Raw genomic sequence first — 21580 nt, 5'->3', positions numbered from 1 at the left:
TTTACTTAATCTTTATTTTTAAGCGATATAATCTGGTTAGAAAAAGAGATTATGTAAGGAGTAGATTAGCCGTGAATAGCAATTTACTAGGTGTGATGGTATTTATTTTCTTTTGTGCATTTATTGTATTTATTATTGATATTACTCATTGAGAGCTTTGATAAAAAAAAGAGCGCTAATTAAGCGCCTTTTTTTTGTGAATTCATTTGATAAGCACCGATGCTTTTGAATAAGCGTGGTGAAGTTGTAAATAAAAGAAGTAGTAATACAGTACATAATGCGAAAGAAGCGAGCATTGTACTACCGTTTACAATTAATGAATATAAGATGGCTGATTGCCCTTTTGGTGCATATTGGCCCCAAAAGATAATGCCTGCAATAAAGTGCCAGAAATAACGTGCGAAGCTACCAATAAATGTAGCAAAGATAATATAAGCAATGGTTTTCTTTCTTTGATTATTCATTAATGTTTGCTGAATTGGCTTATAAAATAGTCCAGCAAATCCAATGAATGCGAAAGCAACGAAGTATTCAATGATTACTTGAATTGGTGTGACGATAATTGCATCGCCTACAACAATTTGTAATAGCCCCCAAATTAAGCCTCCTAAGAAAGCACTTTTGAAGCCCCAGCGGTATGCAATAATAAAAATAGGAATCATAGCAAATGAGATGGAACCGCCTGTTGGAAGTTTAATTGATAATGGTAAAATGTCGATGATCAAGGCGAAGGCTGCAAGAATAGCAGATTCGATCATCGCTTGTAAATTGGTGTTACGCATGTTGTTTCCCCCTAAATCCAAGTTGCACAAAAAAGAACATTATCATAGGAGGATACGAAATACGTAAATAAAAAAGAGGTATGTATTTCGGACGTTTGCACAATCCCTGCGTTAGCATTAACTAACAGGTTCAAAGGGTCGGAACGAAATGTTCCCTCTCAGCGGTAAGGCTCCCCCTGCGATAACGAGATTCTTTATTTGTTATTGTTTATTGTAATTGAAATGGATGAGAATGGCAAATGTACCGTGTATGACAATTATTGAAATATAATTGTATCGAAATGTTAATAAATATGAAGCAAAAAGATATAGTCCAAGTGAAATAGAGTATGATATAATTTTTTTGAAAATAATTATCATTCTCTTCTGAGGGGGAAGGTTATGAGCTTAGTAGATATTAAAATTGGTGAGAAAGTGTTAGTAAAAAGTATTCAGTCGTTAGATCAGTTATTAAAGCGTAGACTAGCTGCTTTTGGTCTTGCGGAAGGAAGCGAACTTCGCATAAAACAGAAAGCGATGTTTAAAGGTCCTTGTACATTGGAGTGTCGTGGGCAGTTAATTAGTATTCGTCATTGTGACGCGAAAATGATAAAGGTGGAATTAGCGTGAATAAGGTTGCTTTGCTAGGGAATCCGAATACAGGGAAAACATCATTATTTAATGCACTTACTGGTTCTTATGAGTATGTAGGAAACTGGAGCGGTGTAACAGTAGAAAAGAAGGTTGGTAAATTAAAAGATAAGCAAGGAACATTAATTGATTTACCAGGCGTCTATGATTTGAATCCAGTTTCACGTGATGAAGGTGTCGTTACGAATTTTCTACTAACAGACGAATTTCATCATATGTTAAATATAGTGGATTCTTCTCAATTTGAGCGGAATATGCATTTAACATTGCAATTACTTGAATTTGGTAAGCCCGTTTCAATTGGTTTAAATATGGTTGATGTGGCAAAGCAAAGAGGAATTGTGATTAATGTAAAACGGTTATCAGAAATATTAGGTGTAACAGTCGTTCCTGTCATCGCAAGAACCGGAAAAGGCTGTGAAGAATTACTTACTACTCTGCATGAAGAGAAACAAAAAGAGAAAAAGCCATTCATTATTTCATATGGTGTACAAATGGATGAAGGAATTGGAGAGATAATCGCTCTTTTAGAGACAGCGAATTATGAGCATCCGAGATGGTTAGCCCTACAATTTCTAAGCAATAACGAAGTAGTAGAAAAAGAAATGAAAGCACTACCAATTTATAAGGAACTTATAGCCATTCGATCTCGTTTAGATGGAAAACTTGATTGTACGTTGGAGGAGCACATTTACAAGACTCGTGAAGCGTATATTGAAAAGTTAAAAACAAATGTTATGCAACATGAGAAAGAAGGAAAAATTCCTTTTTCGGAAAAAATCGATAGGTTAATTACACATAAAATTTTAGGACTTCCAATCTTTTTAGCAGTTATGTTTTTTATTTTTCAGGTTACGTTTACGTGGATTGGTACACCTTTATCGGATATGCTTGATGGATTTTTTGGAGGACAACTTACTGATTGGGTTACAGCTGGGCTCACAAGTGTTGGCGCTTCTGATTTTATTCAAGCACTCGTTACAGAAGGTATTATTGCTGGCGTTGGTGCGGTATTAGTATTCGTTCCACAAATCTTTGCACTATTCTTCTTCATTTCATTATTAGAAGACTCAGGATATATGGCACGAATTGCAGTTGTTATGGATAGAATTATGGAGTTTTTCGGTTTAAACGGAAAGGCGTTCATTCCGATGATTATCGGCTTTGGATGTAACGTTCCAGGTATTATGGCAGCGAGAACGATTGAACAAGAGAAAGAACGTTTACTTACAGTTCTTGTAACACCGTTTATGTCTTGTTCAGCACGTTTACCTGTATATGCATTATTTGCGGGAGTGTTCTTCCCTAATAGTCAGGCAACTGTTGTGTTCTCTTTATATATCGCAGGTATTGTTCTTGCGTTACTTGTTACAAAAATTATGTCTCTTACTATTTTAAAAGCGGAAAAATCTATTTTTGTCATTGAACTACCACCTTACCGTGTGCCGCAAGCGAAAACGTTATGGCTGAGCACGTGGGAGAAAGGTAAAGGATTTGTTCGTAAAGCAGGTACATTCATCTTCGGTGGTTCTGTTGTCATTTGGTTATTAAACTATGCAGGTCCATCAGGATTTGGTGTTGATATGGGAGACAGTTACTTAGCAATGATTGGTGGATTTATCGCACCACTATTTGCACCGCTCGGTTTTGGAACGTGGCAAGCTGCAGCATCCCTTTTAACAGGATTTTTAGCGAAAGAAGTTGTCGTTTCTACAATGGCAATTATTTATGCGGTTAAAGAAGATGTGCTAGGAAATGTAATGGGAGCACATTATACGGCACTATCAGCCTATGCATTTATGTTCTTTATTTTATTATATGTTCCGTGCTTAGCGACAGTAGCTGTTATTAAACGTGAAACAGGATCGATGAAATGGACAGTTTTCTCTGTCGTTTATCCGCTCGTTGTTGCTTATGTATTAACGCTCATTATATACCAAGTTGGGTCCTTACTCGGATTCTAGAAGGAGATGTATTACAATGATGGTCAATATTATAATTGGAGCTATCATTTTTGGTTATGCAGCATATACGTTAGTTAATTTTGTAAAGAGAAGTAAAAAAGGAAAATGCGCAGCATGCTCTTTAAGTAAGTCATGTCAGTCGCAAACTTGTAGTCCAGATATGGAGCAAATTGCCCATAAATAGAAAAAAGCTTTGCGAATTTCGCAAAGCTTTTTTTATTATTTAATTTTAACTAATTGAGCTTCTTCTGCTGCTTTTCTATGATCAGCCATTTCTTTTTTAGGATCTTTATTCATTTTTAATACACCGACAGATTTTTCTTCTCCTGTTACTTTTCCATATGCAGCATCATCGACGATTGCAAACATATCTGTATAAGAACGACCATCACCGATAATTGTATTACCTTCATATTTCAATTTTGTACCATTAATTTCGGCGTTTTCTACTTTTTCTTTCGCAAATAATACACCTTGTTCGACTGTTACTGCTGGTAATTTATCAATTGCTTTTGCATCGTCTTTTTCTACTTTCTTAAGTAGTTCTTTCTTAAGTAGTTCTTTCTTCACTAACTCTTCACCAGTTTTCTTATCCATTACAAGTACTTTTTTACCTTCTAATGTCGCAAGTTTCATTTTGTATGTGTTCTTTTCTTTTATGTCAGATTTATTTTTATCAATAATTTAATTCACTTGTTGGTCACTACCGTAAGCAACGATACCGTTCGCTTTTTCTCCTAATAAAGAACAACCTGATAATGCTCCGAATGAAATTGCTGCTGCTAACCCGATTCCTACTAATTTTTTCATGATGATTTCTCCTTTTTATATGTTTTATAGTAAATACAGTTTCTGTATTAGTCCTTACAGTATGAGAAGCTTTTTTGTTATTCTGTTGCTTCTGGTATTAGTGTATAAGAAATGTTGAAACGTAACTATCGAGTTAGCTTACAGTAACATTACAATTATGTAATTTAGTGAAATCACGCAAAAATAAGTTGATTTTGGAGGCAGAAATAATAAGGATATAGTAGGAATACAATATTCTATATGGAATGTCATATTATATTAGCTGTATTTTGGAAATAACATGTAAGGACATCTTAGTTTTGTTATAATAAACACATAGGTTGTAAAAATGAATATTCTTACTGAAAAGGGAGATTTTTAATTTTCCAAGTAGTGAATTTGAAATATGAGGTATATCATAGGAGGAATTTGGATGTCTGTATTTAAACGATTAAGAGATTTAACAATGTCGAATGTGTATTCATTAATTGAAAAAGCTGAAGATCCAGTTAAGATGACGGATCAATATTTACGCGATATGCAAGCGGATGTACAAGAAGCTGAGAAAAGTGTAGCAGCTCAAATCGCACTTGAGAAGAAATTCAAAATATTATTTGAAGAGCAAGAAGCACTTGTGAAAAAACGTGAAGAGCAAGCTCATATGGCTGTTCAAGCTAGTAACTTAGATCTTGCGCGCCGTGCATTAGAAGAAAAACAAAATGCAGAGCAAAAGATGAATGAGTATAAAGCAAGCTATGAGCAAAACAAAGCTGCTGCTGATAACCTTCGCCTTAAGCTAGAAGAAATGCGTAAACAATTAACAGAGCTGAAAAATAAGCGTGAAACACTTGTAGCACGTGTAAATGCAGCGAAAGCACAAAAGAATATTAATCAGGCGATGTCTGGATTCGATTCAAATTCAGCAAAAGCTGGTTTAAGCCGTATGGAAGAGAAAGCACTTCAATTAGAGGCTGAAGCAGAAGCAAGCGGTGAAATTTACAAAAAAGAAAAGTCGTTAGATGATGAATTCGCAAGCTTAAACAAAAATTCTGTTGTTGACGATGAATTAGCTCGTATTATGAAGCAGTACGAGAAATAATATAGAATAGACAAAGAAACCGACATGTCTGAAGAGAATTCATGTCGGTTTTCTATTACTATTTTAGAGGAGGTTTTGTAATGACGTGGATGAATGTTTTAGCTATGCTTGTATGGACTGGAGCGAGTGCGGTACTTTTATTTGCAATTATGTGGGTTGATTCGATTTTTACAAAATACAATGATTTAAAAGAAATAAAAAATGGAAACACAGCAGTGACAACACGTTTCGTTATGAAATTATTCGCTCAAGGATACATTTTGTCACAATCGATTACGAAAGCAAATGATTTATGGCAGGCGCTTCTTGCCTCAGCAGTTTCTTTCGTTATTTTATTAGTTGTAGAAATGTTCATTGAGTTTGTGCTAAAGAAGATGTCAGGTTTAGATTTAGAAGAAGGAACGAAAGAAGGCAGCGTAGCACATGCGATGTTAGCTGGTTCATTACATATCGTTGGGGCACTTATTTTAGGTGCTTGTTTATAAAGAGAAAAGGAGGGGTAGATTGTGAGCTTATTTAAACGTATTAAAAATATAATGAAAAGCCCAGAGCCGCCGAAACCAGAAAAGAGTCTTTTGACGTTAGCTCCTGGAGATATGATTGAAGTGTCGTTAGTCATGTACGAATTAACTGGGAAAACGAGCATGCATTCTCGCAAAGAAATTGTTTTAACTTTGCAGGACGGGAAAGATATTCGTTATTTGAAAATTGAAGACCGTGAAAATACGTATTACAAATTGTATACACCGATTGATGGTCGTTTAGATTCAATTGATGAAATTCCGACGACGATTGAAATGGATGATATAGAGTATCATATGGAAGAACAATATAATGGACGTGTTGTTGTTATGGGGAAAACGCCATTCGCTGCTTCAGAAGAACAGTACGTATGGGAATTCCAGTCTGACAACCGTAAATTATTACGTGTTGAATGGCAAAATGGTCGCACAATGATGTATGAGGGAGAAGCAATTATTCCTGCTGATGTACAAATCATAAGAGCAACATAAGGGGGGCATAATCATGTCAAACCGATTGTTTACCATGATTAAATCGTTCGTGATCCCTATACTTGCTATCGTTACATTACTTGTTATTGCCGGCTATGCTTTATCGGGCTGTCAAAGTGGTCAGGCGAAGTCAATTCAAGACCGTTATCCGCTAGAGTCTGTCGCAAAGGATGGTAAACAAGAATCTTACGTGTATAGGGCTGCCAATCGGTCAGTTCCTGAAGTCGCAAAGGAACTTATAGCCGAAAGGAAACCGAAGCAAGCATCTAAAGAAGACGAAAATCAAATGTTCCTCGTTTATTCTGATAAAATGTATAATTTGCAAAAGGATAAAGAGAAACCATCTGATACGTTAATTGAAATAAGTAATGAAGAATTTGTCCGTCAAAATTACCAACCATCCTTCTTACAAGGATATATTATGGGGAGTATATTAAACGATATATTCGGTTCACGAAAATCATCATACGGTGATTATCGCGGATATAACGACAGACAAAATCATAAACCGATTATCCCGGAAAGACCACCTACGAAAGAAGAAAAGAAAACCCCGCCTCCAATTACGAAGGAAGGGAAAGGATCTATTATTAAGCGAGGCGATAATGTAGATCCGAAATCATCTGTAGGTGATAAAGGAAGTATTACGGAAAAAGGAAGTAAAACGACGCCTCCGCCTTCTACCGGAAGCAAAGGAAAAATCACGAAAAATCCAGGTGGCTCGAGCGGATCTGATGTGAAGCCGAAATCATCTATTAAAACGCCACCAAAGAATACGTCTCCCCCGAAAACAAGGGTTGGCGGTTCAGGGAAAATTATGAAGAGAAGATAGTATAGAGACCGAAAAGTGGAATTTGCTTTTCGGTCCTTTTTATTATGGAAATTAACTCCTTTTAACTAGTACAATTAAGGGATAAGGAGGGGATAGTATGACTATGTATAAAAGATTTAGTTTGATTATGTTCCTCGTATTATTCCTCGGTTTGTTTATTAGTACAACGATGAAATTTCACTTTGTAGTAGGTATTCTATGGATACTATGTACATGTACTCTATTTCTATATATTCCGCTGCGCTTTCAAGATGAAGTGACTGCCTTTCAAAAATACGTAGCATGGATTAAAAGCGGAGGAAGATGGGGGGAGTAAAATTATATCAGCGATTTTTGAAATATATCGATTTACCGACAAAAACTGACAACGGTAGCAACTTAATAATAAGAAGAGGCTGTGCCCAAATGTTGGCACAGCCTCGTTTTTCATAACGATTAATGAATATCATGCTTCTTGAAATTACCGCCTTTTACTTCTGCTACGTCATACACTGTAATAAAGGCATTTGGATCAATTTCATGAATAAGTTCTTTCATTTTACTTTCTTCTAAACGGTTAATTACACAAGAGATTTCTTTAAATTTCTCTCTTGAATACCCACCATAAACTTCATTGTATGTTGCACTTCGACCTAAACGATCACGAATTGTTTCTACTATTAATTCAGGTTCTTTTGTAATGATTTTAAACGTTTTAGAACCACTTAAACCAACTTCAACAATATGAATTACTTTAGAAGCGATAAAGTAAGCAATCGCCGAAAGGATAGCTCCTTGAAGACCAAATACTGTTGAGACAAAAATAAAGACAAACATATTTAAGAATAAGATAAGATCACTTGTTCCAAACGGTAACTTTCTAGAAAGTAATACGGCTAGCATATCGATTCCATCTAATGCCCCGCCATTACGTAATGCTAGTCCCATACCAAAACCGATAATAATACCACCAACAACAGTAATTAAAAGTGTATCGCCCTCAATAATTGTTGGTACTCCGTGCATGAGAACGGTACCTACTGCTAGTGAAGCAATCCCGATAATAGAATAAAGTGCAAAGCTTTTACCGATTTGTTTATATCCTAACCAAACGAAAGGGATGTTAACGACTGCGATTAGAAGACCTAATGGTAATCCGAATAATCTTGAACTAACGATACTTAAACCAGTTACACCACCGTCGGATACGTTATTTGGAATTAATACAGCTTCTAATCCGTACGCTGTGATAAATGCCCCAATAATAATCATCAAAGCTTTAAAAGCGATTTTTAGCTTATTGGGTTTGTTTTTCATAATTCTCTCCATATAATTTCCTCGTTTCAAACTAGTTTCGTATTTGTTACATAATTCACATCTAAAGTTCATTCTAACATTTTATTTGAAAAAATTCTCCTTTAATGGATGTATGCAGGGAATATTATCACCATATTACCATTAAAATATTTTTGGAATTCGTATAAAAAATCCCATCCGTTCAAAGGATGGGAGGTTGTTAAGAAAATATAAAACTAACTACTGTTAGGAATAAAGAGAATCCTAAAATAGTTCCGCACACTTTCATATGTCGTTTACGTCCCATAACGACGATTGCAACATATTCGCGAATCATTGCGTTAGGCCAGTAATAAAATGCTGTTTTTGATCCGATTCCTTGGCTATTCAGACTGGCTTGTTTTGCATATATACCGGCGCGGAAAAGATGGAAATTATTCGTTGTAAAGATACTTTTATACTTACCTTCAGGTTTTAATGAATCCATAATTTCTTTAGAGAACGACATATTTTGATATGTGTTTACAGAGCGATTTTCTTGCACTGTATGTTCAAGAGGAATTCCTTTTTCAACCGCATAATTTTGCATCGCTTCTGCTTCAGGAAGCCCTTCATCTGGACCTTGTCCACCAGAGAAAATAATTGTTGGTGGTGTATTCACAGCTGCTTGTTTCCAATAGAAGTCGATAGCTTTATTAATACGACTTGCAAGTAAAGGTGGCACTTTGTCATTAATTAAGCCGCTACCAAGAACGATGATGAAATCTTGATTACGTCTCGGTCTATTGAATTGGTATAGAAAATAAGCGCTTAAGAAGTTAGATAAATGTATAAAGAAATACATAGTTATAAGAGAAATACCAGCAAAAATAAATTGAAAGTGTGTTGAGACTAAACTTGCTGGATTTATGATAGGGAGTAGCATAAAGAATAAAATCCCTAAAGCTGCAATTAAAGTTAAAGAGTTTGTAAAGCGTCTTCCTTCACGCTTCATCAAGATTCTCGCATTAAGAAATAGCCCAAACATTAAAGCGACTATAGCAAAAGGTATCATTACAATTAGCGCTATCATGGGAATAATAACGATAAAATGTAAAGCGTTATTACCAGATGCAAACGAGACGACTGCACAAAATAATAGAAAAGAACAGAAAAAGGCATTAAATAAAAAGCCATTTATTATTTTTCGCGGATCTTTTAAGTAAGAGATAAGAAAAATAATAAACAATATAAGAGGAATAATTCCAAAATACATAAATATAGTACACCTCAATTTTTATGATGTTTTTATTGCACCCCTAATACTACATGATTTTGAAGTTATTAATAATTAAAATAACGATTTAGAATTTTCTCAATAAACGATATAGATAAATATGATAAAATGTATTCAAAGCGATATATTAAAAGTAAAATGGTTTAGAGGGCACTCTGTAGAGTGTCTTTTTCTTTGAAATATGTAATTTTGCATATTTTGTTCCTTTTTAATGAAAGAGGATTAAAATATAAATTGTGGATACATGCTATAAAGCAGAATTGTATACAAACATTAGCCTCTACTCTTTTTGTATCTAACAATCTTGTAACGATTCATGATTCTGTTTTCTAGTGTGTGTTTACGAAAAGTGGGATGGGCTGTACATAAACAGGGGAAAGGGCGTCTTTTTAAAAGGCGCCTTTTTGTTGTTTAGTGTAGATAGTTATCACTGTTGATATAGTGGAAAATATCTATACTAAACATTAGCAATCTTCCGTATAAAGATTATCAATTTACTATATATTCCAGCGGTGTTAAGCTACATATGAAAGGCTTTCTTTTTCAAAATATTACCCCTAATAAAATTTTGAAGAAGTCAACTGTCTCCAAACTAGCTATTCATGGTATGAGAAAAAGCACTCTTCTGAGTGCTTTTTCTCATATAAATAAGCTATTTTTATAGGCATTTTTCATACACTGAAAGTAACGAAATGAAAGTAGGTGACAAAATGCCAGCTATTGTTGAAGGTGTTATTATTGAAAACTGTAACGGAACAATTAACTTAGGTGATAAATATAACGTACATCCAATTGAAAAAACGAAAGCTTATAATGGATCGGGATCTTCAAATACCGGATTAAATGTGAGGACATTCAGTGGTGTTAGTACGGCAGATGTAACGGATAACGATTTGAATGATCAAGGAATTCAGTTTACTTTATAGTAGCTATATGTAAAATTGCATAAAGTGATGTGTTTGCCCTGTGATACAATTTAGCTGTGAGCTGTTAGTGATACTTCTTTATCATAGTTGTTAGATTAGAAATGTAACATCGCATCGGAAATCATACGTATAAGAAAAAAGACACTTCGCTCGAAGTGTCTTTTTCATTTTAGTGATACCCTTTAGCAGAGTCTTTATGAATTTTACTTTTAAATATGCTGTAGCTCCAAAGCTGATATCCAATAACGATTGGTACCATGACGATTGCAACGAAGAACATAATTTTCAAGTTTAATTCACTACCGGCTGCGTTATATAACGTTGTACTGTATGCGTCGTTAATACGTGATGGTAACATTCTTGGGAACATACCTGCAAAGCCAGTTGTCATAAACATTGCGATTGTTAAGCAAACGAATGTGAATGCAAGGCCAATTTTATGTTTGTACACCATAATAAGTGCGAGTACACTCATTAACATTGCAAGTACTGGAAGAATGAATAGTACAGGATATTCCGTGAAGTTTTGGAATAAATTTGTACGATTTGCAGTTGCGACATAGAAGATAGCTAAAATGATAGCAGCTGCCATTGAAAATGGTCTTGCGATTTTATAAGCACGATCAGATACTTCGCCAGTTGTTTTAATCATAATCCAAAGGGCACCAGATACGACGAATATAGTAGTGAAGAAAAGACCACCTAAAATACCATAATGGTTTAATAAGCTAAGTAAATTTCCTTCATAACCGTTTTTTCCGATTTGCAGCCCGTAATACAGGTTAGCGAATGTAACACCGAATAAGAAGGCGATTAGGAAACTACCAATTGTAAATGCCCATTTACAAGTTTTTTGCCAAATTGGTGAATCGTCTTTATGCATAAATTCAAGTCCAGCGGCACGAGCAAATAGTGCAAGTAATACTAAAAATAGTGGTGTATACAGGTAACTAAACATATTTGCATATGTGATTGGGAAGGCAGCAAATGTTGCGCCACCAGCTGTAATTAACCATACTTCATTACCACCCCAGAACGGACCAATAGCTTCTTGTAATTGATTTCGTTCTTGTCGGTCTTTCGCAACGAATGGGAAAATCATCCCGTTACCGAGTGCGTAGCCATCAAGAATGAAGTAAACTGTCCAAATTATGCCCCATAAACCGAACCAGATGACTGCAAGCATATCATGAGACATGAGCTGTACCTCCTTCAGTATCATGTTCTTCTAATGCAGCTGGTCCTTTTTTCGCGAACTTTAGCATTAAGTAGACATCTGCAATTAAGAGTAGAGTGTAGAACAATATTAAACTAATTAATGAAAACCAAATTTGTGGAACTGATATAGGTGACACAGATTCTGCTGTACGCATTAGTTTATAAACTGTCCATGGTTGACGACCTACTTCAGCAACAATCCAACCAGCATTAATTGCAATATACGGAAGTAAGACAGACCACATTGTAATTTTTAAATAGCGTTTTGAGTTTTCTAGTTTCCCTTTTCGGTTTAAATAGAAACCGAACCAAGTTAATGCCATAAAGAACATGCCAAGTGCAACCATTAAGCGGAAGCTATAGTACACGAGGTTAACATTTGGACGATCTTCTTTCGGAATATCTTTTAAACCAACAATTTCTCCATCAAATGAGTTTGTATAGAAGAAACTTCCTAGCTTTGGAATAGTAAGGAATTCAAAGTTCTTTTCATTTTTCACATCAGGAATTTGAATGATTGAGAAGCCTTGTCCTTTTCCAGTTTCCCAAACAGCTTCCATTGCAGCTCCTTTTGCTGGTTGATACTTAGCTGCTGATACACCGGATTGATGTCCCATAAAAGGTGTAATAGTTGCTGCGAATAACCCTAACATTAAACCAAACTTAAATGATTTTTTGAAGAATTCCACTTCATTTTTACGTAGTAAGTGATATGCACTAATTGCCATAACGAAGAAAGCACCGACAATATAACAACCAATTACAGTATGGAAGAACATATTCCATGCATATGGATTTGTAACAAGAGCCCAGAAGTCATTTAATTCAGCGCGGCCATTACGTATTACATAGCCAACAGGATTTTGCATAAAGCCGTTTGCTGTAATAATCCAAAGGGCAGAAATATTTGTTCCAAGTGCAACCATCCACATACAGAAAGCACGGAACTTTGGTGAGATTTTGTCTTTACCGAATAACCATATTCCCATGAAAGTAGATTCTAAGAAAAAGGCAACAAGTGCTTCGATTGCAAGAGGTGATCCGAAAATATCTCCCATATATTTGGAGTACTCAGACCAGTTTGTTCCAAATTGGAACTCCATCGTAATCCCGGTTATAATCCCCATTACGAAGTTAATTGTAAATAATTTACCCCAGAAATTTGCCATTTTGCGGTATGTTGGATTCAATGTGCGGGCGTATTGAGTTTCCATACATGCTACTAAAATAACAAGTCCGATTGTCAAAGGTACAAATAAAAAGTGATAAAAAATAGTAATTGCAAATTGAAAACGACTCAGTAACAGAACGTCGGACATAATAAATATTCACTCCTTTTTTACATTATCTACAATCAGTTTATAGTGAGAATAGGAGTAAGGTATGTGAGAGTTGTTACAAAGCTGTGTGTATATTTTGAAAGAATTATGTCGATTATCTGAAAATATTCGTTTTTTACTATAAAGCAATATCCTTTTTGAGTTTTTCATATTTTGGTACACTAGCTATGTAGTGTAAATGAGAGAAAAGAGGGTTTTTACTATGAAGTCATTAGACGAGATTTTGCAGTACAATGAAAAATTCGTTGAAGAGAAGAAATATGAAGAGTTTGTAGCTGGGAAATTTCCAAATAAAAAAATGGTAATTATCTCTTGTATGGATACACGTCTTGTTGAATTATTACCGAAAGCAATGAATATGCGTAACGGTGATGTGAAAATTATTAAAGTAGCAGGCGCGGTTATTTCGCATCCATTTGGAAGTATTATGCGTAGTATTTTAGTTGCTGTATATGAACTTGGTGCTGAAGAAGTATGTGTTGTTGGTCACCACGATTGTGGTATGGCAAAAATTCAAGCAAGCAGTACGATCGAAAAAATGAAAGAGCGCGGTGTAACAGAAGAAAAATTAGATACACTTCGTTATTCTGGAATTGATTTAGAACAATTCTTACGAGGGTTCTCTAGTGTAGAAGAAAGTGTAGAACATAGTGTATCAGTACTTCGCAACCATCCGTTACTTCCTGAAGAAGTGCCTGTTCACGGTCTTGTTATTCACCCTGACACAGGAAAATTAGATGTAGTTGTGAATGGCTACGACAATTAAGAATTTACTTTGTCATCCTTTTTATCTGGGACAGGATCAAATCCTCCTGGATGGAAAGGGTGACATTTTAATATACGCTTACATGTAAGCCAAAATCCTTTGAAGGCACCGTGTTTTTGAAACGCTTCTAATCCATAATGAGAGCAAGTGGGATGAAAGCGGCACGTTGGCGGTGTCAGCGGAGAAATGAACTTTTGATAAAAGCGTATAATACCGATAAAAATCTGTTTCATAATGGTCTCCTTTTCAGCATAGTCTTAAAGTATTATAGCACGACCGTACATAATTCTTTACTAATGTCTATTTCCGTTATATCATATTGGATATAACGGAATTAAATTAAAAGCGGGAGAGATGTTGTATGCCATCAGTAGAAAGCTTTGAATTAGACCATACGATTGTAAAGGCGCCTTATGTAAGACATTGCGGAGTCCACAATGTAGGTAGTGACGGTATTGTAAATAAATTTGATATTCGTTTCTGCCAACCGAATAAACAAGCAATGAAACCAGATGTTATTCATACGTTAGAACATTTATTAGCATTTAATTTACGTAAATATATTGATCGTTATCCGCATTTTGATATTATCGATATTTCACCAATGGGCTGCCAAACAGGGTATTACCTTGTTGTAAGCGGAACACCGACGGTTCGAGAAATCATTGATTTATTAGAACTAACATTAAAAGATGCGGTTCAAATTACAGAAATTCCAGCTGCAAATGAAACGCAGTGTGGCCAAGCGAAGCTTCATGACTTAGAAGGAGCACAACGCTTAATGAACTTCTGGTTAAGCCAAGATAAAGATGAACTTGAGAAAGTGTTTGGATAGAAGGAAAAAACTGCCTGTGAAAGGGCAGTTTTTTTATTTTGTTAAGAGAAAACTTGCTCTTCTTTTTATGAAAGTATACTAGACACCCCAACATATAAAATAAAGGCAGAACCGAGAAAATAAACAAATGCTTTTGCTTTTTGCTGTTGTTTTATTTCATCAATTCCAAAAAGGATAAACATAATACTTAAAAGGATAAATACGAATGGTAAAAGCATAGAGAAGTTTGCAAAGAGGTTAAGTAGAGCGAGAATGAGGGCAATCGTTGCTAGTATAATTCGAATGTTTTTTAACATATAATCCTCCTTTAGAAGAACAGTATAAATGGAATAACAAAAACAATCGTAAAAAGACTTAAATCGATGCTAATGAATCCAATTTGCTTTTGCTTTTTTTGAATCGTCTCAATTCCTACTAAAATGCCATATAAACTAAAGAGAAACAAAATGATAGGTGAAAAGATTTGGAAGTTCATTGTAAATAAGCTGTATAAACATAGAAGTAAAGTAATAAAAACGATGATTAGTTGGAAGTGTCTAATATGCATTTTAGCCCTCCTTAGTAGAAAGAGATAGTTATCGAGAGAAAATAATTATAATGACAACGATTAAAGTGAATACGCTAGAAAAGAAAGAGAGTGTACTATTTACTTTATTCTGTTTCTGTTTCTCCTCTGCACTTATGATGAAAGTCATAATAGATAAGGCAATAAGCATATAGGGCATCGTAACAAGTGGGTTTCTAAACATTCCATATAGAGCGAGAGCGATGACGATGAGTGCGGATATAATACGAAATACTTTTAGCATACTATTCTCCACCTTTTTTAAAAAATTATCCTCCAAGTTATTAACAGTTCGTAAAAAGTAATAGCCAGTGGGTACTTAAAGTTTCATTCTACAAGTAGCGAAAGTAGTTCGATATTATAATGAAGAGCATAAGACTAGAAACGAAAAAAAACGGAATACTCATTGATTTTCTTCCGGATTTCAGTTCATTAATTCCTAGAAGAATAAAGGAACAACTGAGAGTAAATTGTATGTATGGGAGAAGTGTGAAATTATCGGTAATAAGAGAATAGGTGCAAAGAGAGAGTGTGAGAAGCGTGAAAAGCGCTAAAAAAATCCGTAATCCAGTTAACATTGTATACCTCCTTAAATAGACTATTTAACGAAATATTTCTGAGAAACCAAGTAATAAAGCAGCAGCGCCAGCTATGAAAGCAAGTGTGCCACTAGATTGTCTATGTTTTTTTATTTCTTCTAGACCTATAGTGAAAGCCATCAATCCTAAGGGAATAAACATGTAAGGCATAATGTCTCTGTTGCCGCTGATAAAACTATAGATTGCTATAGATAAAGCGATAAGTGAAAAAGTAATTCGAAATCCTTTTAACATAAAGGAACCTCCTTCTTTTTTATTTGCTCAATTGCGATGAGAAACATTAAAACCCCTAATAGAAATTGTGAAAGTGGTAGAAAGTTATTTTGATCTGTATAGAGCCCAATTGCCGACATAATTATCACCGTGAGTGCGATTACGATACGAAGTATACTATGAGTTCTCCTTATTATCTTTCGAGTAAGGATTATCTTCTGGTTTATCAACGGAATGTTTATATGCGTAACCTTTATTGATCGTCATAACGGAGAGTACTAATACGATCAGTACGATTATAATGCCGATAATTAATATTTTGAGCATGAAATCCCTCCTTTTCTTTATTTTACATAATTTTGTAATTGATGAAAACAATAGAAATTAAAAGGATGAAAGAAGGGTGTTACATGGAGAATAAAAAAACATATTATATATCAGTTGGAAATGGTCAAATTTCACAAGTGAAGACGGCGGATACGTATAATTTTGAAATTTATGCAAATGACGAAGAGATTACGGAGTTAAGAGAGTATTTTGATCAAGCGTATGAAGAGGACTTAGGTTCGTATGTACGCTCCCACGTTCCATTCGTTGAGTATCATCACGATTCGAATAATGATCGATATGATGAACAACTACAAAAAGCATATAAAATGATTTATGATTTAGGGAATCATGAAACGAAAGAATTAGTCGCGCAAATGGGAATAATCAATGGATTGTAATTGGATAATATTATGCAGAAAAGCGAGAATATGCTACAATTTGTGGTAGGAAAAACTTGTAATCATCAATAGGGGAGTAATGGCATGTACAAATTTAAAGATTATTACCACAACACTGTACAATTATCGTTTGAACGTTACCCATTTTCTCCTGAGCCAAAGCATGTTTGGGTTGTATGCCGGTACGGGGATCAATGGTTATTAACGCATCATTTACGCCGTGGTCTTGAATTTCCAGGTGGTAAAGTAGAACTCGGGGAAACACCGGAAGAAGCGGCAGTTCGAGAAGTTCATGAGGAAACCGGCGGCATAGTTTCTGATTTAACTTACTTAGGGCAATACAAAGTATCCGGAAAAGACAAAATAATCATTAAAAACATTTATTTTGCAACAATTAGTGCGGTAGAGCAGCATACGCATTACGAAGAAACGAAAGGGTCTGTTTTATTAAAAGACATTCCTGATAATATTAAAACTGATAGAAAATTTAGCTTTATTATGCGCGATGATGTATTAGCGCGTACGATGAAACATATAGAAGAAATCGGCTGTTTTACGAAGTAAAATGGCCGGTTTCTTTTTTTGATTAAATACCCAAAAAAGGTGTGAATATATCTTTACTTTTAGGGAGGCATTTGGGAATGAAAGTATCCACTTACTATTGTCACTTTTTGTCGGTAAATCGATATATTTCAAAAATCGCTGATATATTTGGAGTTGCGGTCGATATATTCGAAAAATCGCTAATATAATTTATTTACTATTGTATTGTTTTTACCTTCAGCTCTAAAAACGAAAGAACCTCTAATAAATCATCTACTACACGTGAATGTTCAAAGTCACCCCAAAATAAATCTCTCTTCCAAACGCCAAGAATGCCTATTTGTTCAGAACCAAGCACATCGTTTTCAGGATGATCTCCAACGTAAAGACATTCTTCTGCTTTAACATTTAGCTTTTGCAAAGCTCGTTCGAAAATTTCTCGGTGTGGTTTCTTAATTCCTTCTGCTTCTGAAATGAGAATTGTGTTTGTATACGTATGTATGTTTAGTGCTCGAAGGTTGTTCATTTGGAAATCAGTAAAGCCGTTTGTAATAATACCGATTTTTATATTTTGCCGCGTTAGTTGTTGAAGTAATTCATGCATGTTTGGGAAGGGAATGCAGTGATGTTGAAAGTTTGTAATGTAGTCATGCAGCAGTTGTTCTGATGTTAAAGTGGTAATGTCGTATTCAGAAAGAAGAGAATCGTATACTTTATCTTTCCACGTATATCCATTATTATCGAGTTCAAGAAAACGAGAGCAATACTCGGCTTGTTCTATGTTTATAAAATGAAGAGAAAAGCGATTGTATTGGTCGTGAATAAATCGTACTAAAGATTGACGACGATCTAATAGTGTCCCATCTAAATCAAATAACACCGTACGAATCATATGTAACCTCCTCAAAGTTTTTATAAATAATTATCGCATATTTGTGAAAAAATGATTATCATATTTTTGTAGACTGTAACGACGGAGGTTCATATGAAAGAACTGTATGGGAAATTAGTTTGTTTTATACTTTCAATTGGCTTAGTAGCTGGATGTGATATGGCGGAAAAAACTTCGAAAAGAGAGAAAAAAGATGTGTGCGAAACGACAGAAGAATGCACACAAATAGGTGATAAGACGCTTCAAAAAGTATATAAAAAGATAGATGGACTTTCAGAACTTGAAGTACTAGAGGATTATGATTTAGAAGGACATTCAAGTAACGATATGAAAGAAGCAGAAATGAAAAAAGAGGATGATGAAAATTATTTCTTTTTAGCTTCGTATTATATTGATGGTGATGAAATTGTAGATCCTTATTTCGATAAACTAGATCGCAAACGATTGAATAAGGCTTTTGCGGATGATAAGGACGCGAAAGAAGAAGTATTAAAGCAACGTCAAGATAGGGATTATCATGAATCGTTATGGGAGATGTACAGTACTCTTATTCCAGTTAAGTATCGCACTGACATAAAAGAGTTTGACATGGTAACAGATGGATACGACGGAATTGTCGCCCACGTTATGCCGAGTATGGAGTATCCGAAAGAGTGGACCATTAGTTTAGATACGCTTGATTCAGCAGTAAATATCGATCAAGTGATGAAAACATTAATACATGAGACGGCTCACGTATTGACGCTGGGACATAAACAAATACCAGTAAATGAAAAGTACTTAAAGGCTTTTGAAGAAGATAAAGATATTTCATCATACCAAAATAAATGTAAATCTCTTTTCTTACAAGAAGGATGTGCGAAGGAGAGCTCTTATATAAATCAATTTTATAATTTGTTCTGGAAACCAATTGACCAGGAGTGGACAGAAAAGAAAGTGGAAGAAAGCGAAGAAGCTCAAATTGAATTTTTTAAGGAAAAGCATGGTGAGTTTGTTTCACTGTATGGGACGACAAATGTAGCAGAGGATATTGCGGATACATTTACAGCGTTTATATTACAAGATTCAAAAAAGGTGAAAGAAGGAACAGAATTAAAATATAAAAAAATTGCCTTCTTCTATCAATTCCCCGAGCTTGTAAAAATGAGAGCGGAAGTGTTAGCTGGATTATATGATATTTCAAGGGATATAGAGCAGTCATAGTTTAGTGGTAATTATTTGTTGGTAAGTCAATAAAATTGGATTTATGTTCGATATATTTTTGGTCGATCAAATGAAAACGCGAGGACGTTCTGTTCTTTGCGTTTCTTCATGTTGATAAAATTGAAAATTCTGTCTTTTTTCAAAAAAGAAGAAGGAACTGAATCATTAAAAGAGAATTAGTATAAAAACGTCACAAATTAGACACAATTATAATGCGCATAGTATAGGGGCTATAAGTTTACTCTCGAGGAGGTAATGAAACGTATGAAAACGATTCTTGCTGTTGCTGGTCTCATTTGGGTAATGTCTCACGGTTTTCCGATTTTTGAAGGGGAGCAAATTCGTAGTGCATTAAATAAAGAGTTTAATGATTATCATATTATTGATCGAAAAGATAATGTCGTTACGGTGCGTGTGAAAGATTGTTTCCATACAGTTACGGTTGCTAATGGGAATGTTACAGATGATTCGAAAATGTGTGATAAAAGGTAAAAGAAAGAAGCTGACTCTAGCGTATCGCTCTAAGTCAGCTTTTTTTTCGTTTTCCAATAAGGAGTTTTTCAAATGCCTCGACAAATACATACATAAGAGTTGCGAGGACGCAAGTGAGCAATACACTGAGTAAGACGAGTGTGAAGTTAAAGACTTGGAATCCGTAGCTAATTAAATAGCCAAGTCCTTGTTTAGAAACGAGGAGTTCCCCGAAAATAACACCGACCCATGATAAGCCAACATTCACTTTTAACGTTGAAATAATTGCAGGGAAAGATGAAGGGAGAATAACGTGCTTATAGCATTGCCATTTATTTGCGCCAAATGTGTCCATGACCTTAATATAATTGGAATCGACTTCTTGAAATGCGCTGTAAATAACGAGAATAGTAATGATGATGGAGATGATTACGCCCATTGCGATAGAGGATGAAATATTTGGACCGAAAATAACAATGATGATTGGACCGAGTGCAACTTTTGGCATTGCATTTAGGACAACGAGATACGGATCAAGTACGCGGGCCAAAAGTGGCATCCACCAAAGGAAAGTAGCAATAATTGCTCCGAGTACAGTTCCTAGAATGAAGCCTACTCCTGTTTCAAGTAATGTCGTCCATATGTGAATCCAAATTGAACCGTCAATCCATTTCGTTAAAAAGAGATCCCAAATACTTGAAGGAGAGCTAAAGAGTAAAGGATCAATCCATTCCTTTTTACTAGCTATTTCCCATAGTGCAAAGAAAAGAACAAGAAGAACAAGTTGTAAAGAGCGAGCTAACCATGCATGTTGTCTTTCTTTTTTTCGAAACTGCTCATGTAGTTGTTTTATATTATCCAAGTCGTTCCAACTCCTTCCATATTTCTTGGAAGAGGGATGGGAAGTCATGGTGGTGGCGTGCTTCTAATGGCGATAAGGAACGGATACTTTCTGGGACGATGAACGTTTTTGCAATTTTTCCAGGGTTCGCCTGCAGCAAATAAATACGATCACTCATCGCAATTGCTTCTTCAATATCATGTGTCACAAGTAGGGATGTTTTCTTATATTTACGTAGTAATGTAAAGACGAGATCTTCTAGTTTTAATTTTGTTTGATAATCAAGAGCGGAAAATGGTTCATCTAGCAATAAAATTTTTGGATCGGTCGCTAATGTTCGAACGAGTGCAGCACGTTGGCGCATACCGCCGGATAGTTCACGAGGGTATTGCTGTTCTATATCATATAGGCCGACTTGTTTTAAAAGTTTTAATGTATGTTCTTTCGTATTTTTATCATAAATTTTTCGAATATGAAGTCCGAGCATAATATTTTCTTCAATTGTTTTCCACGGAAACAAGTAATCTTGCTGGAGCATATAGCCCATAGATGGAGTCTTAGTTGTAATCGGTTCACCATCTAAAAATACGATACCTTCAATTGGATCAAGTAGCCCCGCGATGATGGAGAGGAGCGTTGTTTTTCCGCAACCACTCGGACCAAGGATTGAAATGAATTCCCCTTCTTCTACGTGCAAACTTATATCTTCAAGAATAAGTTTGGCATTTTCTTTTGCAAAAAAGCAGTGAGAAACGTTACGTATTTGTAAAAAGCTCATAC

29 protein-coding genes, 1 pseudogene and 1 riboswitch are annotated in these 21580 nt (G+C 35.2%); of the genes and pseudogenes, 15 read left to right on the top strand and 15 right to left on the bottom strand.

Annotation, left to right across the window (positions count from 1 at the left end; translation table 11 throughout):
* Nucleotides 1-179: 179 nt before the first annotated feature.
* Nucleotides 180-803 (bottom strand): energy-coupled thiamine transporter ThiT, encoded by a 624-nt coding sequence (gene thiT, locus MHB76_RS22950; protein WP_340988224.1) that lies wholly within the window; start codon nt 801-803, stop codon nt 180-182.
* A gap of 64 nt (nt 804-867) precedes the next feature.
* Nucleotides 868-969, bottom strand: a riboswitch (TPP riboswitch).
* A 194-nt stretch (nt 970-1163) separates the two neighbouring features.
* Between thiT and MHB76_RS22945 the strand changes: the two genes are divergently transcribed.
* Genes MHB76_RS22945 through MHB76_RS22935 form a run of 3 tightly spaced genes read left to right on the top strand, consistent with a single transcriptional unit; the run spans nt 1164 to nt 3560 of the window.
* A complete protein-coding gene (locus MHB76_RS22945; RefSeq protein ID WP_000060510.1) occupies nt 1164-1391 on the top strand; it encodes a FeoA family protein in 228 nt (75 codons plus the stop codon).
* Complete coding sequence (gene feoB, locus MHB76_RS22940; protein ID WP_002160102.1) at nt 1388-3376, top strand: ferrous iron transport protein B; 1989 nt, start codon at nt 1388-1390, stop codon at nt 3374-3376. Before MHB76_RS22945 ends, feoB begins: the two co-directional genes overlap by 4 nt.
* Before the next feature lie 16 nt (nt 3377-3392).
* Nucleotides 3393-3560 (top strand): FeoB-associated Cys-rich membrane protein, encoded by a 168-nt coding sequence (locus MHB76_RS22935; protein WP_000989601.1) that lies wholly within the window; start codon nt 3393-3395, stop codon nt 3558-3560.
* A 35-nt stretch (nt 3561-3595) separates the two neighbouring features.
* Here the strand turns inward: MHB76_RS22935 and MHB76_RS22930 are convergent.
* Nucleotides 3596-4186, bottom strand: a pseudogene (locus MHB76_RS22930) (lipoprotein BA_5634 family protein).
* A gap of 412 nt (nt 4187-4598) precedes the next feature.
* On the opposite strand from MHB76_RS22930, the gene MHB76_RS22925 reads away from it, so the two are divergent.
* From MHB76_RS22925 to MHB76_RS22905, 5 genes are all read left to right on the top strand, one after another.
* Nucleotides 4599-5264, top strand: a complete 666-nt coding sequence (locus MHB76_RS22925; protein WP_002015754.1) for a PspA/IM30 family protein — start codon at nt 4599-4601, stop codon at nt 5262-5264.
* 80 nt (nt 5265-5344) lie between these two features.
* On the top strand, nt 5345-5749 hold the full coding sequence (locus tag MHB76_RS22920) for a DUF350 domain-containing protein (RefSeq protein ID WP_000220084.1): 405 nt from the start codon (nt 5345-5347) through the stop codon (nt 5747-5749).
* A gap of 21 nt (nt 5750-5770) precedes the next feature.
* Complete coding sequence (locus MHB76_RS22915) at nt 5771-6277, top strand: DUF4178 domain-containing protein (protein ID WP_000051748.1); 507 nt, start codon at nt 5771-5773, stop codon at nt 6275-6277.
* 13 nt (nt 6278-6290) lie between these two features.
* On the top strand, nt 6291-7109 hold the full coding sequence (locus tag MHB76_RS22910; RefSeq protein ID WP_340987764.1) for a DUF4247 domain-containing protein: 819 nt from the start codon (nt 6291-6293) through the stop codon (nt 7107-7109).
* A gap of 97 nt (nt 7110-7206) precedes the next feature.
* Nucleotides 7207-7425 (top strand): hypothetical protein, encoded by a 219-nt coding sequence (locus tag MHB76_RS22905; protein ID WP_078173917.1) that lies wholly within the window; start codon nt 7207-7209, stop codon nt 7423-7425.
* Between the two features lie 119 nt (nt 7426-7544).
* On the opposite strand, the gene MHB76_RS22900 is transcribed toward MHB76_RS22905, so the two are convergent.
* Both MHB76_RS22900 and MHB76_RS22895 read right to left on the bottom strand, forming a co-directional pair.
* Nucleotides 7545-8417, bottom strand: a complete 873-nt coding sequence (locus tag MHB76_RS22900) for a YitT family protein (RefSeq protein WP_016106459.1) — start codon at nt 8415-8417, stop codon at nt 7545-7547.
* A 187-nt stretch (nt 8418-8604) separates the two neighbouring features.
* On the bottom strand, nt 8605-9639 hold the full coding sequence (locus MHB76_RS22895; RefSeq protein ID WP_078173918.1) for a YdcF family protein: 1035 nt from the start codon (nt 9637-9639) through the stop codon (nt 8605-8607).
* Nucleotides 9640-10352: 713 nt separating this feature from the next.
* On the opposite strand from MHB76_RS22895, the gene MHB76_RS22890 reads away from it, so the two are divergent.
* Complete coding sequence (locus MHB76_RS22890; RefSeq protein WP_078173919.1) at nt 10353-10586, top strand: spore germination protein; 234 nt, start codon at nt 10353-10355, stop codon at nt 10584-10586.
* A 169-nt stretch (nt 10587-10755) separates the two neighbouring features.
* Here MHB76_RS22890 and cydB read toward each other — a convergent pair whose 3' ends face one another.
* Nucleotides 10756-11784, bottom strand: a complete 1029-nt coding sequence (cydB, locus tag MHB76_RS22885; protein WP_340987759.1) for a cytochrome d ubiquinol oxidase subunit II — start codon at nt 11782-11784, stop codon at nt 10756-10758.
* A complete protein-coding gene (gene cydA, locus MHB76_RS22880) occupies nt 11774-13123 on the bottom strand; it encodes a cytochrome ubiquinol oxidase subunit I (RefSeq protein WP_002160109.1) in 1350 nt (449 codons plus the stop codon). Before cydA ends, cydB begins: the two co-directional genes overlap by 11 nt.
* Nucleotides 13124-13346: 223 nt before the next feature.
* On the opposite strand from cydA, the gene MHB76_RS22875 reads away from it, so the two are divergent.
* Nucleotides 13347-13910, top strand: coding sequence for a beta-class carbonic anhydrase (locus tag MHB76_RS22875; protein ID WP_002160110.1), 564 nt, complete (start codon nt 13347-13349; stop codon nt 13908-13910).
* On the opposite strand, the gene yidD is transcribed toward MHB76_RS22875, so the two are convergent.
* A complete protein-coding gene (gene yidD, locus MHB76_RS22870) occupies nt 13907-14143 on the bottom strand; it encodes a membrane protein insertion efficiency factor YidD (RefSeq protein ID WP_340987757.1) in 237 nt (78 codons plus the stop codon). The genes MHB76_RS22875 and yidD overlap by 4 nt on opposite strands.
* A 128-nt stretch (nt 14144-14271) precedes the next feature.
* Here yidD and luxS point away from each other — a divergent pair, with 128 nt between their 5' ends.
* Nucleotides 14272-14745 (top strand): S-ribosylhomocysteine lyase LuxS, encoded by a 474-nt coding sequence (gene luxS / locus MHB76_RS22865; protein ID WP_001141371.1) that lies wholly within the window; start codon nt 14272-14274, stop codon nt 14743-14745.
* 65 nt (nt 14746-14810) lie between these two features.
* Here luxS and MHB76_RS22860 read toward each other — a convergent pair whose 3' ends face one another.
* From MHB76_RS22860 to ytzI, 5 genes are all read right to left on the bottom strand, one after another.
* Nucleotides 14811-15041 (bottom strand): YczI family protein, encoded by a 231-nt coding sequence (locus MHB76_RS22860; protein WP_002160112.1) that lies wholly within the window; start codon nt 15039-15041, stop codon nt 14811-14813.
* An 11-nt stretch (nt 15042-15052) separates the two neighbouring features.
* The gene (locus MHB76_RS22855; protein ID WP_002160113.1) at nt 15053-15292 is read right to left on the bottom strand and encodes a hypothetical protein; all 240 of its coding nucleotides are present in this window, start codon (nt 15290-15292) and stop codon (nt 15053-15055) included.
* Between the two features lie 28 nt (nt 15293-15320).
* Nucleotides 15321-15554: a DUF3953 domain-containing protein gene (locus MHB76_RS22850; RefSeq protein ID WP_078173920.1), complete on the bottom strand. Its 234-nt coding sequence runs from the start codon at nt 15552-15554 to the stop codon at nt 15321-15323.
* A 358-nt stretch (nt 15555-15912) separates the two neighbouring features.
* Entirely contained in the window at nt 15913-16143 is a 231-nt protein-coding gene (locus MHB76_RS22845) for a YczI family protein (protein WP_002160114.1), read from the bottom strand.
* A gap of 156 nt (nt 16144-16299) precedes the next feature.
* A complete protein-coding gene (ytzI, locus tag MHB76_RS22840; protein ID WP_002112449.1) occupies nt 16300-16449 on the bottom strand; it encodes a YtzI protein in 150 nt (49 codons plus the stop codon).
* An 83-nt stretch (nt 16450-16532) separates the two neighbouring features.
* Here ytzI and MHB76_RS22835 point away from each other — a divergent pair, with 83 nt between their 5' ends.
* Nucleotides 16533-16850: a hypothetical protein gene (locus MHB76_RS22835; RefSeq protein WP_002089150.1), complete on the top strand. Its 318-nt coding sequence runs from the start codon at nt 16533-16535 to the stop codon at nt 16848-16850.
* 84 nt (nt 16851-16934) lie between these two features.
* Nucleotides 16935-17414, top strand: coding sequence for an antimutator 8-oxo-(dGTP/GTP)ase (mutTA, locus tag MHB76_RS22830; RefSeq protein ID WP_002015736.1), 480 nt, complete (start codon nt 16935-16937; stop codon nt 17412-17414).
* A gap of 196 nt (nt 17415-17610) precedes the next feature.
* Here mutTA and MHB76_RS22825 read toward each other — a convergent pair whose 3' ends face one another.
* Complete coding sequence (locus MHB76_RS22825; RefSeq protein ID WP_340987750.1) at nt 17611-18285, bottom strand: HAD family hydrolase; 675 nt, start codon at nt 18283-18285, stop codon at nt 17611-17613.
* 93 nt (nt 18286-18378) lie between these two features.
* On the opposite strand from MHB76_RS22825, the gene MHB76_RS22820 reads away from it, so the two are divergent.
* Together MHB76_RS22820 and MHB76_RS22815 are read left to right on the top strand one after the other, a co-directional pair.
* Nucleotides 18379-19488, top strand: coding sequence for a recombinase family protein (locus tag MHB76_RS22820; RefSeq protein WP_340987748.1), 1110 nt, complete (start codon nt 18379-18381; stop codon nt 19486-19488).
* Nucleotides 19489-19752: 264 nt separating this feature from the next.
* A complete protein-coding gene (locus tag MHB76_RS22815) occupies nt 19753-19980 on the top strand; it encodes a hypothetical protein (RefSeq protein ID WP_002089142.1) in 228 nt (75 codons plus the stop codon).
* A gap of 34 nt (nt 19981-20014) precedes the next feature.
* Here MHB76_RS22815 and MHB76_RS22810 read toward each other — a convergent pair whose 3' ends face one another.
* Nucleotides 20015-20821 carry an ABC transporter permease gene (locus MHB76_RS22810; RefSeq protein WP_078173924.1) on the bottom strand — a complete coding sequence of 269 codons (807 nt, stop codon included), beginning with the start codon at nt 20819-20821 and terminating at the stop codon, nt 20015-20017.
* Nucleotides 20814-21578, bottom strand: coding sequence for an ABC transporter ATP-binding protein (locus tag MHB76_RS22805; RefSeq protein ID WP_340987746.1), 765 nt, complete (start codon nt 21576-21578; stop codon nt 20814-20816). Before MHB76_RS22805 ends, MHB76_RS22810 begins: the two co-directional genes overlap by 8 nt.
* Between the last annotated feature and the right edge of the window lie 2 nt (nt 21579-21580).

This window comes from Bacillus sp. FSL M7-1345, assembly GCF_038006985.1.
Classification (GTDB): Bacteria; Bacillota; Bacilli; order Bacillales; family Bacillaceae_G; genus Bacillus_A; species Bacillus_A cereus_U.
The sequence above is the reverse complement of the archived record's forward strand: the minus strand, read 5'-3'. Positions and strand labels throughout refer to the sequence as shown.

Excerpts from the sequence above, each read along its gene's own strand:
- MHB76_RS22945 (WP_000060510.1), top strand. The coding sequence starts at position 1,164 with ATGAGCTTAGTAGATATTAAAATTGGTGAGAAAGTGTTAGTAAAAAGT.
- MHB76_RS22935 (WP_000989601.1), top strand. The coding sequence starts at position 3,393 with ATGATGGTCAATATTATAATTGGAGCTATCATTTTTGGTTATGCAGCA.
- MHB76_RS22925 (WP_002015754.1), top strand. The coding sequence starts at position 4,599 with ATGTCTGTATTTAAACGATTAAGAGATTTAACAATGTCGAATGTGTAT.
- MHB76_RS22920 (WP_000220084.1), top strand. The coding sequence starts at position 5,345 with ATGACGTGGATGAATGTTTTAGCTATGCTTGTATGGACTGGAGCGAGT.
- MHB76_RS22910 (WP_340987764.1), top strand. The coding sequence starts at position 6,291 with ATGTCAAACCGATTGTTTACCATGATTAAATCGTTCGTGATCCCTATA.
- MHB76_RS22905 (WP_078173917.1), top strand. The coding sequence starts at position 7,207 with ATGACTATGTATAAAAGATTTAGTTTGATTATGTTCCTCGTATTATTC.
- MHB76_RS22900 (WP_016106459.1), bottom strand. The coding sequence starts at position 8,417 with ATGGAGAGAATTATGAAAAACAAACCCAATAAGCTAAAAATCGCTTTT.
- MHB76_RS22895 (WP_078173918.1), bottom strand. The coding sequence starts at position 9,639 with ATGTATTTTGGAATTATTCCTCTTATATTGTTTATTATTTTTCTTATC.
- MHB76_RS22890 (WP_078173919.1), top strand. The coding sequence starts at position 10,353 with ATGAAAGTAGGTGACAAAATGCCAGCTATTGTTGAAGGTGTTATTATT.
- cydB (WP_340987759.1), bottom strand. The coding sequence starts at position 11,784 with ATGTCTCATGATATGCTTGCAGTCATCTGGTTCGGTTTATGGGGCATA.
- cydA (WP_002160109.1), bottom strand. The coding sequence starts at position 13,123 with ATGTCCGACGTTCTGTTACTGAGTCGTTTTCAATTTGCAATTACTATT.
- MHB76_RS22875 (WP_002160110.1), top strand. The coding sequence starts at position 13,347 with ATGAAGTCATTAGACGAGATTTTGCAGTACAATGAAAAATTCGTTGAA.
- yidD (WP_340987757.1), bottom strand. The coding sequence starts at position 14,143 with ATGAAACAGATTTTTATCGGTATTATACGCTTTTATCAAAAGTTCATT.
- luxS (WP_001141371.1), top strand. The coding sequence starts at position 14,272 with ATGCCATCAGTAGAAAGCTTTGAATTAGACCATACGATTGTAAAGGCG.
- MHB76_RS22860 (WP_002160112.1), bottom strand. The coding sequence starts at position 15,041 with ATGTTAAAAAACATTCGAATTATACTAGCAACGATTGCCCTCATTCTC.
- MHB76_RS22855 (WP_002160113.1), bottom strand. The coding sequence starts at position 15,292 with ATGCATATTAGACACTTCCAACTAATCATCGTTTTTATTACTTTACTT.
- MHB76_RS22850 (WP_078173920.1), bottom strand. The coding sequence starts at position 15,554 with ATGCTAAAAGTATTTCGTATTATATCCGCACTCATCGTCATCGCTCTC.
- MHB76_RS22845 (WP_002160114.1), bottom strand. The coding sequence starts at position 16,143 with ATGTTAAAAGGATTTCGAATTACTTTTTCACTTATCGCTTTATCTATA.
- ytzI (WP_002112449.1), bottom strand. The coding sequence starts at position 16,449 with ATGCTCAAAATATTAATTATCGGCATTATAATCGTACTGATCGTATTA.
- MHB76_RS22835 (WP_002089150.1), top strand. The coding sequence starts at position 16,533 with ATGGAGAATAAAAAAACATATTATATATCAGTTGGAAATGGTCAAATT.
- mutTA (WP_002015736.1), top strand. The coding sequence starts at position 16,935 with ATGTACAAATTTAAAGATTATTACCACAACACTGTACAATTATCGTTT.
- MHB76_RS22825 (WP_340987750.1), bottom strand. The coding sequence starts at position 18,285 with ATGATTCGTACGGTGTTATTTGATTTAGATGGGACACTATTAGATCGT.
- MHB76_RS22820 (WP_340987748.1), top strand. The coding sequence starts at position 18,379 with ATGAAAGAACTGTATGGGAAATTAGTTTGTTTTATACTTTCAATTGGC.
- MHB76_RS22815 (WP_002089142.1), top strand. The coding sequence starts at position 19,753 with ATGAAAACGATTCTTGCTGTTGCTGGTCTCATTTGGGTAATGTCTCAC.
- MHB76_RS22805 (WP_340987746.1), bottom strand. The coding sequence starts at position 21,578 with ATGAGCTTTTTACAAATACGTAACGTTTCTCACTGCTTTTTTGCAAAA.